The sequence below is a fragment of the Streptococcus anginosus genome (genome assembly GCF_900636475.1).
In the GTDB taxonomy this organism is placed as follows: domain Bacteria; phylum Bacillota; class Bacilli; order Lactobacillales; family Streptococcaceae; genus Streptococcus; species Streptococcus anginosus.
Window position 1 is genome coordinate 1,713,264 of record NZ_LR134283.1, and the last position, 14,490, is coordinate 1,727,753.

The following is a 14,490-nucleotide window of genomic DNA, read 5'->3' on the forward strand; positions in this document are numbered from 1 at the left end:
TCATTGATATATATCGTGGAAAGGAGAGCACACGTTAATGAATACTACATAGTTCTATTATATGAGATTTCTAGTTTAAAAAAAGCATGCCTAAAGAAAGAGAGGATAGCGCATGAAATTACCTAAAAAAATGCAACAAAATAAGTATACTGAGGAACTTGCTAATACGCTTATCAAAAAGGATGAGTCAGTAGTCTGGCTTCCGTCACTTCCTCAGGAGTGTTTTAGACAAAATAAAGAAAAGGGTAAATGGGAAACAGATGGATTCAAATACTGGTTTTATCAACCACAAAGTGGATTGCCACCTTTTGAGGTAAAATGTCCAGCAGAGAGAAAAGAACCGACAGGTATTACTGAAGTTGTGTTTAATAAGTTGACTGCTGTACGTATCAATGACGATGTTTATTTTAAATGTACTGATTTTAATATCTTAGAAGGAGGTAAATAATGGCTCAAATATTTTTTGCTGATGATATTCTTGAAGAAGAGGTTCAAGGTAAGGTTGTCGGATTTACGTTTGATGAGCATAGGAAAGCTAAATTCGGAATAAAACTGACAAAAGGAGTTGACTATCCAATCGTTGGATATGATTACTCTGCTAACAAAGCACCGGTCTATTTGGGATTAGTGGTTGAATCTGATGAGAAAACAGGTTCGGTACGTGTATCGCCAATAGAGAAACAATTATCAAATCTACTGAAACCTTTAACTGAAACTAAAACTCAACTTTTAGATGAAATTGAAGAGTTAAAAAGCGAGATTGATAAAAAAGAGAAAGAGTTTGAGCGCTCAAATAATCAATTATTTGATGTACAAGATATTGTTATTGATTTTGAAAGAGCTTATGACGAACTTCAAAGAGAAGCTGAAAAAACACTTGAACAGTTTGAGCATACTAAAACTCAGATTGAAAAATTTGAAAACTGGCTTAAGCAAAATTGGTTTGTTAGTAAGCTCTATCATTTTTATAAAAAACATAATCAGATTTGACGTTTTGAAGCTAGAGATTTTGACGTAGCAATAATTCATATTTTGCATGATGTCTATTTGATGTTGATATATTTTATCTTTCTACGGCAGAACTGATATTTTTACGAAGTCAAATTGTTGAACAAATGAACTGTTCTTTGAACAGTAGTGACATTCGTGAGGCGTAGTCGGAGAAGACAAGCGAACAGATGTCGCGTCAGAATGCAGTGAGGCAATGCAGACAGAGTAAGAATATCTATGTCTGCCATGATAAGATACAGATATGAGATTAGCTATCATCAAATATGTAATGATAGTTCAAAAAGATAGTGAGAAAAGGTAAGCTGATGAAGTTTTATATAGAGATTAGAGCACGACCAATTTTGTATAGAGCCAGTAATAATTTGAAACATATTTTGGTAAGAGACTGTATTGATTTTCAGTTTTTGAAGTTTTAATCTTTCAAAACGAAAACAATACTTGTAGTTTTAATTTTAATTATTCAACGCGCATGGTTAGACTGGGCTTGTCAACTAGTCTAACTTGAATAATTAAAGGAATAATTAGAAAAGGAGTTAAATTAATGGCAAAAGAATCCAAAATCCAGTGCTTTATGGTTGTTCAATATTTTTCTGAGAAATATTGGAAGGATTGGGATGTTAGCTTTATTACAGAAGCTCAAGAGGGAGATATTGCCCCCTTGCTTAATGAGATGGTCAAACGTATTAGTAAGATAACTACAGTGTCCGAAGCGTATGGAATCGTTCATGATAAAGATGAGGAGGAACTGTATGATGCTGAGACACAACAATTTTATACAAAACCAATAGATAGTCACGGGCACTTATTATTTAAACTTTCAGAAGGAATGCCTATCATTAAGTTGTCTGATATAATTGGAATTGAACCACAATATATTGAGAAAGCTAAGCGTGGGAGATATGGTTATGACAATTTACTCTCTTATTTAATCCACAGTAAAGAAAGTAACAAACATCAATATTCCCCTCAAGAGGTCGTTAGCGCTGCTGGGAAGAACTATATGGAGGTGTTTAAGGAGAGGTTCAGTAGCTGGAAAAAAGGAAGAGTAAAGAAAGATATTAAACTTTCAGAAGATGAAATTGATAACCTTATTTTAGATATTATTCAAGAAAAAATTGGGAAATCAGAAATCCTATTAGATGAAAAGTATCACATGATTTACACGACATTTAAAACCAGGATAAACGAGGCCTTTGCTGTGCTCGGTGAGATAAAAGGGAATAGAACGAAGAAAGCAATAGAGAATGGTGAGTTCAAAAAAACAGTTCTATTTATCCATGGAAGGTCAGGGTTAGGTAAGACCAGATTTGCTAAAGAGTTGGCGTCAAAAATTCAGGGTTTGGCATTGAGAAATGGTCAAAAATGGGATTTAGCTACTACTGCTGGAACAAATATCATGGATGACCTGAACGGTGAAGAAATCCTTTTACTTGATGATGTTAGAGGAGAAAGTTTAACAGCTAGTGATTGGCTAAAGTTGCTTGATAATTATAACATCAGTTTTAGCTCTGCTCGGTATAAAAATATCTTACCTTCGGCGAGGATTATCATTGTTACAAGTACCAAACATCCATTAGAATTTTTCTATAAATGTAAGGATAATGAGCGAGAAGATTTATCTCAGTTTATACGGCGATTTGATTCACTTATTACCCTACAAAATTGTCAGGAAGGAGATAATATTCAGTTTTTCCAAGCGAGCCCTAGAAAGACTAGCAATGTTAAAAGAAAGATTCCTAATCGTGAGACTATAGTTACTCTAAACCACGATTTTGAAAAAAATAATTTCATGAATAAAGGTGAATTAGTAGAATTTTTGCTAGCCCAAGTTAGTCTAAACAATAAGTGGGAATTAGAGCAAGAAAAAAGCCTGTCAGACACTTTTAGCGGAGCAGCTGACAAGCCAAGTAAGTGATAAAAGAAATTGTCTTTTATCATCTCCATTATATCAAACAAGAGAGTGTTATGGAAAATTTATATAAAACTAAAAAGAATATTTCAGAGCTGTTTGATGTTCCCTTAAAGACATTGAATAATGATTTAACCGAAATGAGACGGATAGAACAATTTCAATGCTATATTTTAAAACCATCTCATAAGAGAGTATATATAAGTATTGAGGGATACGAGCAGTTTTTGCAATATAAACAAAAGAAGTATGAGGAAGCTATGTAGTTGTGTTATAATTAAGCTATGCTACATAGCTTTCCTTTGCTTATAAGATAAGTAAAAGGAGAAAAAATGTTTTATAAAGAGCTAGATAATGGCAAATATCGCTATTATGAGAAGTTTTATGATGAGCGAGAACAGAAGTGGAAACAGGTCACTGTGACTCTGAAATCAAAATCTCGAGTTTCACAAGCAGAGGCTAAACGCCGTTTAGCAAGGAAAATTGATAAGGTTCTCACTGCTCCTACAAAAGAGGAATTGAAAAGGCAAAAAATCGAGGAGATGTCTTTTGGTCAGCTTTTGACAGAATGGGAGACTATTCGAGGTGGTGAGATTAAACCGTCTAGCTTTAAAAGTGAGATGAAATGCTTGAGATTTTTCATGGAAGTAGTTGGAGATTTGAGATTATCCGATTATACTACGCAATTAATCCAAGCCTACCTCATGAGTTTAGATATTCAAAACTCAACACGGAAAAATCGTAAGATTTATTTGAATGGTATTTTCGGTTATGCTGAAAAGGTTGGATATATCTCAGAGTCGCCTGTGAAAAGTGTAGTGATTCCAAAGCAAAAAGCTGATTATGAAAAGCTAAAGAAGGCTAAGGAACACTTCATCAGTAAAGAAGAGTTGAGTTCGGTCTTGTCTTACTGTGAAACCCACAATAAAGATAGACGCTATGCTTTGGCGATGGAGTTTATTTTTCTAACAGGTCTTCGTTTTGCTGAGTTTATTGGGGTTCGTTATCAGGATGTGGACTTTGAAAATCATCTTCTGAAGATTGACCATACCATTGACTATGTTGCTCATAAGTATGACGATAGGGTTTTACAGACAACAAAGACGGTTGGTTCTGTTAGAACGATAGTTCTTAGTGAACGTTGTTTAGAAATTATTGACTACTTCCAACAGAATTGCCTTGATAAAGATTTTATATTTGTGACTGGTCAAGGGAATATTATGAGACAACCTTTATTGTATAAATTTATCAAAGATATTTGCGATACAGTTTTAGGTGAGGGACGAGCTTATAACATTCACATGCTTAGGCATTCTCACATCAGCTTATTGGCTGAACTGGGTGTACCTATCAAAGCGATTATGGAGCGTGTAGGCCATAGAGATGAGTCTATTACTTTGAGAATTTATAGTCACGTAACTGAAAATGTACAGGATGAGTTGAAGGAAAAACTTAATCAAATCCGTCTGTAAAATGCTAACCATAAAACTAACCAAATACTAACCCAAGTTACTAGAAAATAAAGGAAGCATGAGGAAATTTAGAAAAATAAAATCCTTGATTTTCAAGGCTTAGGGAACTTTTAGGAATGAGGAGGAAATATAGTTTGAAAATTTTTGACACACATACACACCTCAACGTGGATAATTTTGCAGGAAAAGAAGCTGAAGAAATTGCTTTTGCTCGCGAGTTAGGTGTCACTAAGATGAATATTGTGGGTTTTGATGCAGAAACCATTGAAAAGTCGCTAGCGCTGTCTCGTCAATATGACGAACTTTACAGTACGATTGGCTGGCACCCGACGGAGGCAGGTTCTTATACGCAGGAAGTTGAGGACATGCTTATCAGTCATTTGCACGATCCCAAAGTTATTGCCCTCGGTGAGATTGGTCTGGACTATCATTGGATGACAGCACCGAAAGAAGCGCAAGAGCGTGTTTTTCGGCGGCAGATTCAGTTGTCAAAAGATTTGGACTTGCCTTTTGTAGTGCACACTCGTGATGCTTTGGACGACACATATGAGATTATTAAAAGCGAGGGTGTGGGTCCTCGTGGGGGCATTATGCATTCTTATTCAGGTTCTTTGGAAATGGCAGAGTGCTTTATCCAACTTGGTATGATGATTTCATTTTCGGGTGTGGTCACGTTTAAGAAAGCTGTAGATGTGCAGGAAGCTGCGCAAAAACTGCCTTTGGACAAAATCCTAGTTGAAACGGATGCACCTTACTTAGCTCCTGTTCCAAAGCGTGGTAGTGAAAATCGGACGGCTTATACTCGCTATGTGGTGGACTTTATCGCTGATTTGCGTGGGATGACAACAGAAGAGCTAGCAGCGATAACAACTGCCAATGCGGAAAGGATATTTGGAATTGAATATATTTAATTGGATGAAAACTAATACAACTTTTAAAGTTAATCTATATTTTGGTCTTATATATGTTATTTTATATGTTATGTCGTTTTTTATTGGAAATTTGATAAAACCAATATTAACTATTATTACACTAATATGGATTAGTATTTATTGGTATATATATCGATGCCGTGATGTCTTAACTGTAAGAAAATTTTTATTTGGTTATAAAGAATGCAATGATTTATGTGGGAGCGATGCTTTTTTCTTTAAATTACTATCAAATGAATTTTTTAAAATTATGAAGAGTTACCCAATAACTATGATATATATATTACTTTGGTATCTGCCTCTAAATGCCTTACTAAAATTTTGGGATGCAATCAAAAACATTATTGAAATACTAAACTTATTTGATATATTGGGTTTTCTCAATTGTTTTGAAAGTTGTATTAAATATTTAGCAAGCAATTTAGCTCCATATATGTTGGCGTATAAAGATGAAACACAAATCGTTGTAAACATTGTGTATTTGCTTGTTTTGTGGATAGTAACATATACTATTTGTTTGCGAATCAAGCTGTCTAAATTTCTGGATAATAACTAGTAATATGGAAAAAATAAAAATTTCTCAAGTCATCGTTGTAGAAGGTCGAGATGATACAGCTAACCTTAAAAGATACTTTGACGTAGAAACTTATGAAACGAGAGGGTCTGCGATTTGTCAAAAAGACATTCAACGCATCAAACATCTCCATAACTTGCACGGAGTGATCGTTTTTACCGATCCAGATGTCAATGGTGAGCGGATTCGTAGAATGATTATGACAGAGATTCCTAGCGTTCAGCATGCTTTTTTAAAGCGCAATGAGGCAGCTCCCAAGTCTAAAAGTAAAGGAAAATCATTAGGTATTGAGCATGCTTCTTATGAAGATTTGAGGATAGCTCTTTCGCAGGTGACTAAGAATTTTGAAAAAACGACTGATTTTGATATCACACGTTCAGATTTGATTCGCTTAGGATTTCTGGCAGGCAATGACAGCCGCAAACGTCGTGAATTTTTAGGAGAAGAACTCCGCATTGGCTATTCAAATGGAAAACAGTTGCTTAAACGACTAGAATTGTTTGGGATTGGATTGACAGATATTGAAAATGTGATGAAAGAGTACGAAAGGAATCGACATGGCAAATAGAAGCTATATTTATTTAAAAAACGGAGATGAGACACGTGTTTTAGCGGAGGGAATTTATACGATTCCTTATTTCTGGCAACTATTTTGGGGTGAAGAAGAGCTGCAAGCGGCTATTGATTTGTGGCAAAAAGCAGAAGAGCTTGAAAAAGAAGATAAAGAGAAGACAGAAGAATTTTATCGGACACAGGATACGGGGATTGCTCTTTCTGATGAAAACTTTCATCAGAATGCTCGTCACAATCGCTCCTTTTTAGAGCAGCATGCTCCACAGACTTTGCAACTGTACGATGACTTTGTGTGTTACATTACTGCAAATATCAAAGAGGGCGATACGCTAGGATTTGACGTTTTAGAAATTATTTCTATGGACGAGTTGCCTATTGCTTCTGACAAACTTTTAAAAAATGTCCGAGCTATTCAGCAAAATCGACCAGAAGATTTAGATTTTTCTTTAGCGGACGAGGATTTGCTTGGGATAGCTATGGGTTTCCCAGATGATTATGCTTCAGACATGCTGCCAGTAGATAATATTCTAAATTCGGTTGCTTACCAAGATGAGTTTAAGAAACGTAAAAATCAAAAAAACAAGCAAATGACTGATGTGACTGAATCTACTTCAACAGAAACTAAACGCCGTATTCATCTGGCATTTTGGATTTTGCTTGTGCTGGGAATTATGCGAATTTTATATATTTTATTCAGCTAATAGATAGAAAAGAGATTTATGAGAATTGCGGATTATAGTGTGACGCGAGCTGTGCTTGAGCGTCATGGTTTTACTTTTAAAAAATCATTCGGTCAGAATTTCTTGACCGATACCAATATTTTACAAAAAATTGTGGACACAGCTGAGATTGATGAGAATGTTAATGTTATCGAAATCGGACCAGGCATCGGAGCTCTAACTGAGTTTTTGGCAGAAAATGCAGCCGAAGTTATGACTTTTGAAATTGATGAGCGCTTGGTGCCGATTTTGGCAGATACTCTGCGGGATTTTGACAATGTGTGCGTGGTCAATGAAGATATTCTTAAGTCAGACTTGCAAGTCCGAATCAAGGAATTTGCCAATCCAAGTCTTCCTATCAAAGTGGTGGCCAACCTACCCTACTACATTACCACTCCTATCCTCATGCACTTGATTGAGAGCGGCATTCCTTTTAGTGAATTTGTTGTGATGATGCAGCGAGAAGTAGCTGATCGCATCTCGGCGCAGCCCAATAGTAAATCTTATGGCAGTTTGTCAATAGCGGTGCAGTATTATATGACCGCCAAGGTCGCTTTTATCGTACCACGAACAGTCTTTGTTCCTGCTCCAAATGTGGATTCGGCTATCCTCAAGATGGTCCGCAGAGACCAGCCAGCAGTTGGGGTCAAGGATGAAGCTTTCTTCTTCAAAGTCTCAAAAGCTAGTTTTACCCACCGCCGGAAAACCCTCTGGAATAATCTGACCAGTTATTTTGGGAAGTCTAATGAAGTCAAAACAAAGCTAGAGTCCGCTTTGGACAATGCTGAGTTATCTCCAAGTGTACGAGGAGAAGCGCTTAATTTGCAAGAATTTGCACGTTTAGCAGATAGCTTATATGACGAGGGATTCAGATGAGTTGAATAATATTGTAAACAAAAAGCCTCACTAAGTTCATCTTAGTGAGGTTTTTCATAAGGAAAGGACGGGATTTGAACCCGCGCATGAATAAAATCCATTTGCCGGATTTCGAGTCCGGTGCCGTACCAAGCTGGGCCACCTTTCCAAAATTTAGAATAAGCAATTTTTGAATGGGCTCGATAGAAGCATTCAAAATAGGCTATTTCGTTTTAGGCGAGAAAGCAAAGCGCAGCATAAGCTGCAATACCAAAACACCTAACAAAATAAAAATGCGGAAAAAGGGATTTGAACCCTCACGTCCGAATGGACACATGCGCCTGAAGCATGCGCGTCTGCCGTTCCGCCATTTCCGCTCGGTATCTATTATACCACATTGGCGACGTTTTTCATCATTTTTTTGCACTAAAAAGCAAAATACTGCTTTTTTTTGTTATAATGAACTTATTAAGCGTTAAAGGAGTCCATTTGAAAGGAACAATTGTGAAAGCCTTAGCCGGCTTCTATTATGTAGAGTCAGAAGGCAAGGTTTATCAGACCAGAGCCAGAGGAAATTTCCGCAAGAAAGGACAAACTCCCTATGTGGGAGATGAGGTCGAATTTTCTGCTGAGAAAGATTCTGAAGGATACATTTTAAAAATAGCAGAGCGAAAAAACAGTCTGGTACGTCCACCTATTGTTAATATCGATCAGGCTGTCGTGATAATGAGTGCCAAAGAGCCAGATTTTAATTCTAATCTTTTGGATCGGTTCTTAGTTCTTTTGGAGCAGAAAGCCATTCATCCGATTATTTATATCAGCAAATTGGATTTGTTGGAGGATGACAAGGAGTTAGATGTTTTTCTTGAGGTTTACCAAGCGATTGGTTATGATACTGCCAAAACAGTCGCAGAACTGTTGCCATTTTTGACAAGTAAAAAGACGGTTTTCATGGGGCAGACGGGAGTTGGCAAATCCACTTTGCTCAATAAAATTGCACCGGATTTACAGTTAGAGACGGGTGAGATTTCAGAGAGTTTAGGTCGCGGTCGTCATACGACACGAGCTGTCAGTTTTTATAATCTTAATGGAGGAAAAATTGCGGATACTCCGGGATTTTCTTCCTTGGATTACGAAGTAGACAATGCGGAGGATTTAAACCGAGCATTTCCTGAAATTGCTGAAGTCAGTCGCAGCTGTAAATTCCGAACGTGTACCCATACGCATGAACCGAATTGTGCGGTGAAACCTGCTGTTGAAAATGGAACAATTGCAGCCTTTCGATTTGAAGATTACCTGCAATTTTTGAGTGAAATTGAACATCGTCGTGAAACCTATAAAAAAGTAGTTAAAAAGCAGCCTAAATGAGGAGGAAGCCAAATGAAATCATATAAAATTGCACCGTCTATTTTAAGTGCAGACTATGCTAATTTTGAATCAGAATTGAAAAAATTAGAAGCCACAGGGGCAGATTACGCTCATATTGATATTATGGACGGACATTTTGTTCCCAATATCAGCTTCGGTGCGGGTGTGGTAGCGAGCATGCGACCACATAGTAAGTTGGTGTTTGATTGTCATCTCATGGTCTCCAATCCAGAACACCATATTGAAGATTTTGCTCGTGCGGGTGCAGATATTATCAGCATCCACGCTGAAGCAACACCACATATTCACGGAGCTTTGCAAAAGATTCGGGCAGCTGGTGTCAAGGCAAGTGTTGTTATCAATCCGGGAACGCCTGTTGAAGCGGTGAAAAACGTACTTAATCTAGTTGACCAAGTCTTAGTAATGACTGTCAATCCGGGCTTCGGTGGACAAGCTTTTCTACCAGAAACAATGGATAAAGTACGCGAATTAGTCGTTTTGAGAGAAGTGAACCAACTAGACTTTGATATTGAAGTAGATGGTGGTATTGATGATGAAACCATTGGCATTGCTAAAGAAGCTGGTGCTAATGTCTTTGTAGCAGGTAGTTACGTTTTCAAAGGTGATGTAGCTCATCAGGTTCAAACCTTGAAAGAAGCATTGCATGACTAAAATTGCTCTCTTTGCTGGTGGGACGATAGATAGCTTTCAAATGGATTTTGACCTCTTTATCGGAGTAGATGGGGGAAGCCTGTTTCTCATTGAACAAGGCATTTGCCCAGATTTAGCGGTCGGTGATTTTGATTCTGTTTCGGAGGAAGAGTTGGCTTTGATTTGTTCTCAATCGAAAGAGGTACTTCGAGCACAACCTGAAAAAGATGATACGGATTTAGAGTTGGCGGTTAAAGTTGTTTTTGCACGTTATCCACAGGCGCAAGTGACAATTTTTGGTGCTTTTGGCGGGCGCTTGGATCATACTTTGGCAAATATTTTCTTGCCAAGTAATCCAGAAATTGTCCCTTATATGCAGCAAATTCGACTGTGCAATGCACAAAATGAGCTCCGCTATTGCCCTCAAGGGCGTCACGAGGTAAAGCCAGTAGCTGGTATGAACTATTTAGCTTTTATGCCTGCGGATGACGGTCGTTTGACCATTGAAGGCGCCAAATATCCTTTAAATGAATCCAATTATTTTTTCAAAAAAGTGTATGCTTCTAACGAATTTATAGATGAGCCCGTTTTTTTAGAGTGCCAATCAGGTTATGTTATTGTCATTTATAGCAAAGACAGGAGTTAGTATGGAGTTTGTAATCATCCTCTTATTGTTGGGAAATCTTATTGTGACCTTTCTTTTGTGGCAAAAGAATCAGCAACAGACAGACCAACAGAAAAAGATTTTTGAAGATCAAGCCGATCAGTTATCTGATCAGTTGGATTATCGTTTTGAACAGGAGCGGCAGCAGAGCCTTTTAGCACAGCAACAGCTGGAATTGGCTCTGGGAGATCGTTTGGGAGAAGTGCGCACGGATTTACATCGAAATTTAACAGAAATGCGGTTAGAGATAAGCGAGAATCTAACCAAAAATCGTGATAAGACAGACGAACGAATGCGTCAGATTCAGGAGTCAAATGACCGTCGTTTAGAACAAATGCGCCAAACGGTGGAAGAAAAATTAGAGAAAACACTGCAAACAAGATTGCAAGCCTCCTTTGAAACAGTTTCAAAACAATTAGAATCAGTCAATCGTGGTCTAGGCGAGATGCAACATGTAGCGCGTGATGTGGGCACTCTAAATAAAGTGCTCTCCAATACCAAAACGCGTGGAATTTTAGGTGAATTGCAACTCGGTCAGATTATTGAAGATATTATGACACCGAGCCAGTACGAACGCGAATTTGCAACAGTTGCAGGCTCTAGTGAACGCGTAGAGTATGCGATTAAATTACCGGGGCAAGTAGAAAAAGAATACATTTATTTGCCAATTGATTCCAAGTTTCCGCTTGCTGACTACTATCGCTTAGAGGATGCTTATGAGTCAGGAAACAAAGAAGAGATTGATTTGTACCGCAAGTCTTTGTTGGCTAGTGTCAAACGTTTTGCCAAGGACATCAATAAGAAATACTTAGCGCCTCCTGCAACAACAAACTTTGGCGTGATGTTTTTACCAACGGAAGGGCTTTATTCAGAAGTCGTTCGCAATCCGGAATTCTTTGACAGTTTGCGTCGAGACGAGCAGATTGTGGTTGCAGGACCATCTACGTTGTCTGCCCTACTCAATTCGCTTTCGGTCGGTTTTAAAACGCTCAACATTCAAAGAAGTGCAGATGACATCAGCAAGGTTTTGGGCAATGTCAAATCAGAATTTAATAAATTTGGTGGCATTTTGCTCAAGGCGCAAAAACATTTGCAACACGCTTCTGGCAATATTGATGAATTGCTGACGCGCAGAACCAATGCTATCGAGCGAACTTTGCGCCATATTGAAATTTCGGACAAATCGGACTTAAATGGTCTGCTAGATTTCCAAGATGAAGAGGAAGAATATGAAGATTAACCAAATGAAGAAAGACGAGTTGTTTGAGGGATTTTATCTCATCAAATCCGCTGAACTACGTCAGACAAGAGCTGGAAAAAATTATTTGGCATTCACCTTTCAAGATGATACGGGAACGATTGAAGGAAAATTATGGGATGCCCAACCGCACAATGTAGAAGAATTTACTGCTGGAAAAGTCGTGCACATGCAAGGGCGCAGAGAAGTGTATAACAACACCCCTCAAGTCAATCAAATTACCTTGCGATTGCCTAAAGTTGGCGAGCCAAACAATCCAGCTGATTTTAAGGAAAAACCACCAGTTGATGTCCAAGAACTACGTGAATATCTGTCACAAATGATCTTCAAAATTGAAAACCCAGTTTGGCAGCGTGTGGTACGGGCTTTGTATGCTAAATACGATAAAGAATTTTACTCCTATCCAGCAGCGAAAACCAATCACCACGCTTTTGAGGCAGGACTTGCTTTTCATACTGCGACTATGGTGCGGCTGGCAGATAGCATCGGAGATATTTATCCGCAGTTAAATAAAAGTCTTTTGTTTGCAGGGATTATGTTGCATGATCTGGCAAAAGTGCTGGAATTGACGGGTCCTGAACAGACAGAATACACCGTTCGAGGCAATCTCATCGGACACATCGCTTTGATTGATGAAGAAATAACAAAGGTGTTGGCAGAATTAAAAATTGACGACACAAAAGAAGATGTCATTGTTCTGCGACATGTTTTGCTAAGTCATCACGGTTTGTTGGAATACGGTAGTCCAGTGCGTCCAAAAATCATGGAAGCTGAAATTATCCACATGATTGATAATTTAGATGCGGAAATGATGATGATGACTTCGGCTCTAGCCTTGGTTGGCGAGGGTGAGATGACCAATCGAATCTTTGCTATGGACAACCGCTCTTTCTATAAGCCTAATTTTGATAAGTAAAAAGCGAAAAACGAATGTTATTGCAAAAATAATGTTCGTTTTTTGGGTTGATTATGATATAATGAAGAAAATAAAATAAATTGGTGAAAAAATGAAATTAAGAAGAAGTGAACGCATGGTAGTCATTTCTAACTACCTAATCAATCATCCGTACGAATTAACAAGTCTCAATACATTTGCTGAGAAGTATGAGTCCGCAAAATCTTCCATTTCCGAAGATATTGTCATTATCAAACGTGCTTTTGAAGAAATGGAAATCGGGCATATCGAAACCATTACAGGAGCAGGAGGAGGCGTTATTTTTACTCCTTCTATCTCGGATAAAGAAGCTAGAGCAATGGTGGAAGACCTCCGCACGAAATTGTCTGAAAGCAATCGAATTTTACCCGGTGGCTACATTTACTTATCGGATTTGCTGAGTACGCCTTCTATTTTAAACAACATTGGACGCATTATTGCCAAGACGTTTCGAAATCAAAAAATTGATGCCGTAATGACTGTTGCCACAAAAGGAGTACCGTTGGCAAATGCAGTGGCAAATGTGTTAAATGTTCCATTTGTCATTGTGCGCCGCGACTTGAAAATCACAGAGGGTTCAACGGTTAGTGTCAATTATGTGTCTGGTTCAAGTGGTGACCGTATTGAAAAAATGTTTTTGTCGAAACGCAGCCTGAAAGCTGGAAGTCGTGTGTTAATCGTAGATGATTTCTTAAAAGGTGGCGGAACAGTCAATGGCATGATTAGTCTTTTACGAGAATTTGATTCGGAATTGGCTGGTGTAGCAGTCTTTGCAGAAAATGCACAGACAGAACGCGAACATTTGGATTACAAATCATTGTTGAAAGTGACAGCTATTGATGTGAAGTCCAACAAAATCAGCGTAGAAGTTGGCAATATTTTTGACAAATAGATGAGGTGAAAATTTGAAAAATATATTGGATAAATTGGATCAAAGCTCCTTGTGGCTGAGAGTTTCGATTGTTACAGTTTTGGCACTCATTCTTGCTGCGGGATTATTTTTCGTTAAAAAGCAAGATGACGCGGCGCGTGCAGCCGCTCCGACTGTAAGACGAACAGTTTCAACGTCAAAACCTTCAGAGTCGAAAGCAGAAAAGGACAAAAAAGAACAAGCGAAAATTGTGCAAGAAGCAGAAGAGGCTGTTAAAAAACTGGAAGCGGAGCAGACAACAGCTAATGTAACAGCTGCTCAGGAAAAAGTGGATAAGGTAAAAGACGAAACACAAAAGACTCAATTTCAACAGCGGATTAAGGCAGTCAGTGATGCGATTGCGGCGCGTGCAGCTAGCGAAGCAGCTGCTACAGAAAGTCAAAATGCTGTGACGCCTCAAACAGATGCAGGGCAAACTTATCAACAAACTTATCCTCAAACCTATCAAGCGCCAGCAACTTCAGCTACTACAGGACAGGCTGAGACCAATTCAGTTCAAACTCCAGCCGCAAATACTACGGGGCAGTAACTGGGATTTCAATAAGAAAACTATAAAAAATATATTGACAAAGAAAGTGTCGTCGTGTTATACTAATAGACGGTACTTTTTACTTTTGGTCTCTCAAAAGTGTACAGAGA

At 38.2% G+C, this 14,490-nt stretch carries 16 protein-coding genes and 2 tRNA genes; 16 read left to right on the plus strand and 2 right to left on the minus strand.

From position 1 onward, the window contains the following. Nucleotides 1-112: 112 nt before the first annotated feature. The 9 genes from EL079_RS08530 (at nucleotide 113) to rsmA (ending at nucleotide 8,066) form a co-directional block, all read left to right on the plus strand. A complete protein-coding gene (locus tag EL079_RS08530) occupies nucleotides 113-448 on the plus strand; it encodes a hypothetical protein (RefSeq protein WP_003031497.1) in 336 nt (111 codons plus the stop codon). Continuing rightward, a complete protein-coding gene (locus EL079_RS08535; protein WP_018543599.1) occupies nucleotides 448-990 on the plus strand; it encodes a BAR domain-containing protein in 543 nt (180 codons plus the stop codon). Before EL079_RS08530 ends, EL079_RS08535 begins: the two co-directional genes overlap by 1 nt. Nucleotides 991-1,552: 562 nt before the next feature. Further along, nucleotides 1,553-2,926 (plus strand): Rep family protein, encoded by a 1,374-nt coding sequence (locus tag EL079_RS08540; protein WP_003032217.1) that lies wholly within the window; start codon nucleotides 1,553-1,555, stop codon nucleotides 2,924-2,926. Nucleotides 2,927-2,976: 50 nt separating this feature from the next. Then, nucleotides 2,977-3,186, plus strand: a complete 210-nt coding sequence (locus EL079_RS08545; RefSeq protein ID WP_003032236.1) for a hypothetical protein — start codon at nucleotides 2,977-2,979, stop codon at nucleotides 3,184-3,186. A 66-nt stretch (nucleotides 3,187-3,252) separates the two neighbouring features. Beyond that, entirely contained in the window at nucleotides 3,253-4,392 is a 1,140-nt protein-coding gene (locus tag EL079_RS08550) for a tyrosine-type recombinase/integrase (protein WP_003032241.1), read from the plus strand. A gap of 134 nt (nucleotides 4,393-4,526) precedes the next feature. Further along, complete coding sequence (locus tag EL079_RS08555) at nucleotides 4,527-5,303, plus strand: TatD family hydrolase (RefSeq protein WP_003032209.1); 777 nt, start codon at nucleotides 4,527-4,529, stop codon at nucleotides 5,301-5,303. Nucleotides 5,304-5,884: 581 nt separating this feature from the next. Then, nucleotides 5,885-6,466 (plus strand): ribonuclease M5, encoded by a 582-nt coding sequence (rnmV, locus tag EL079_RS08565; protein ID WP_003032230.1) that lies wholly within the window; start codon nucleotides 5,885-5,887, stop codon nucleotides 6,464-6,466. Next, the gene (locus EL079_RS08570) at nucleotides 6,456-7,172 is read left to right on the plus strand and encodes a hypothetical protein (protein ID WP_003026469.1); all 717 of its coding nucleotides are present in this window, start codon (nucleotides 6,456-6,458) and stop codon (nucleotides 7,170-7,172) included. The genes rnmV and EL079_RS08570 overlap by 11 nt, the downstream gene beginning before the upstream one ends. A gap of 18 nt (nucleotides 7,173-7,190) precedes the next feature. Beyond that, nucleotides 7,191-8,066, plus strand: coding sequence for a 16S rRNA (adenine(1518)-N(6)/adenine(1519)-N(6))-dimethyltransferase RsmA (rsmA, locus tag EL079_RS08575; RefSeq protein WP_003032206.1), 876 nt, complete (start codon nucleotides 7,191-7,193; stop codon nucleotides 8,064-8,066). 59 nt (nucleotides 8,067-8,125) lie between these two features. Here the strand turns inward: rsmA and EL079_RS08580 are convergent. Together EL079_RS08580 and EL079_RS08585 are read right to left on the minus strand one after the other, a co-directional pair. Continuing rightward, nucleotides 8,126-8,214: transfer RNA gene (locus EL079_RS08580), tRNA-Ser, on the minus strand. 125 nt (nucleotides 8,215-8,339) lie between these two features. Continuing rightward, nucleotides 8,340-8,422: transfer RNA gene (locus tag EL079_RS08585), tRNA-Leu, on the minus strand. Between the two features lie 112 nt (nucleotides 8,423-8,534). Between EL079_RS08585 and rsgA the strand changes: the two genes are divergently transcribed. The 7 genes from rsgA (at nucleotide 8,535) to EL079_RS08620 (ending at nucleotide 14,380) form a co-directional block, all read left to right on the plus strand. Continuing rightward, nucleotides 8,535-9,413, plus strand: a complete 879-nt coding sequence (rsgA, locus tag EL079_RS08590) for a ribosome small subunit-dependent GTPase A (protein WP_003032224.1) — start codon at nucleotides 8,535-8,537, stop codon at nucleotides 9,411-9,413. A gap of 12 nt (nucleotides 9,414-9,425) precedes the next feature. Next, nucleotides 9,426-10,085: a ribulose-phosphate 3-epimerase gene (gene rpe, locus EL079_RS08595; RefSeq protein WP_003026463.1), complete on the plus strand. Its 660-nt coding sequence runs from the start codon at nucleotides 9,426-9,428 to the stop codon at nucleotides 10,083-10,085. Further along, the gene (locus tag EL079_RS08600) at nucleotides 10,078-10,710 is read left to right on the plus strand and encodes a thiamine diphosphokinase (RefSeq protein ID WP_003032213.1); all 633 of its coding nucleotides are present in this window, start codon (nucleotides 10,078-10,080) and stop codon (nucleotides 10,708-10,710) included. The genes rpe and EL079_RS08600 overlap by 8 nt, the downstream gene beginning before the upstream one ends. Nucleotide 10,711: 1 nt before the next feature. Further along, nucleotides 10,712-11,968, plus strand: a complete 1,257-nt coding sequence (locus EL079_RS08605; RefSeq protein ID WP_003032218.1) for a DNA recombination protein RmuC — start codon at nucleotides 10,712-10,714, stop codon at nucleotides 11,966-11,968. Next, complete coding sequence (locus tag EL079_RS08610; protein WP_003032242.1) at nucleotides 11,958-12,902, plus strand: 3'-5' exoribonuclease YhaM family protein; 945 nt, start codon at nucleotides 11,958-11,960, stop codon at nucleotides 12,900-12,902. The genes EL079_RS08605 and EL079_RS08610 overlap by 11 nt, the downstream gene beginning before the upstream one ends. A 91-nt stretch (nucleotides 12,903-12,993) precedes the next feature. Next, nucleotides 12,994-13,812, plus strand: a complete 819-nt coding sequence (gene purR, locus EL079_RS08615) for a pur operon repressor (protein ID WP_003026455.1) — start codon at nucleotides 12,994-12,996, stop codon at nucleotides 13,810-13,812. 13 nt (nucleotides 13,813-13,825) lie between these two features. Continuing rightward, nucleotides 13,826-14,380, plus strand: coding sequence for a hypothetical protein (locus EL079_RS08620; RefSeq protein WP_003032238.1), 555 nt, complete (start codon nucleotides 13,826-13,828; stop codon nucleotides 14,378-14,380). Nucleotides 14,381-14,490 lie beyond the last annotated feature (110 nt).

Coding starts and splice junctions, on each gene's coding strand:
- EL079_RS08530 (WP_003031497.1), top strand. CDS start 113: ATGAAATTACCTAAAAAAATGCAACAAAATAAGTATACTGAGGAACTT.
- EL079_RS08535 (WP_018543599.1), top strand. CDS start 448: ATGGCTCAAATATTTTTTGCTGATGATATTCTTGAAGAAGAGGTTCAA.
- EL079_RS08540 (WP_003032217.1), top strand. CDS start 1,553: ATGGCAAAAGAATCCAAAATCCAGTGCTTTATGGTTGTTCAATATTTT.
- EL079_RS08545 (WP_003032236.1), top strand. CDS start 2,977: ATGGAAAATTTATATAAAACTAAAAAGAATATTTCAGAGCTGTTTGAT.
- EL079_RS08550 (WP_003032241.1), top strand. CDS start 3,253: ATGTTTTATAAAGAGCTAGATAATGGCAAATATCGCTATTATGAGAAG.
- rnmV (WP_003032230.1), top strand. CDS start 5,885: ATGGAAAAAATAAAAATTTCTCAAGTCATCGTTGTAGAAGGTCGAGAT.
- EL079_RS08570 (WP_003026469.1), top strand. CDS start 6,456: ATGGCAAATAGAAGCTATATTTATTTAAAAAACGGAGATGAGACACGT.
- rsmA (WP_003032206.1), top strand. CDS start 7,191: ATGAGAATTGCGGATTATAGTGTGACGCGAGCTGTGCTTGAGCGTCAT.
- rpe (WP_003026463.1), top strand. CDS start 9,426: ATGAAATCATATAAAATTGCACCGTCTATTTTAAGTGCAGACTATGCT.
- EL079_RS08600 (WP_003032213.1), top strand. CDS start 10,078: ATGACTAAAATTGCTCTCTTTGCTGGTGGGACGATAGATAGCTTTCAA.
- EL079_RS08605 (WP_003032218.1), top strand. CDS start 10,712: ATGGAGTTTGTAATCATCCTCTTATTGTTGGGAAATCTTATTGTGACC.
- EL079_RS08610 (WP_003032242.1), top strand. CDS start 11,958: ATGAAGATTAACCAAATGAAGAAAGACGAGTTGTTTGAGGGATTTTAT.
- purR (WP_003026455.1), top strand. CDS start 12,994: ATGAAATTAAGAAGAAGTGAACGCATGGTAGTCATTTCTAACTACCTA.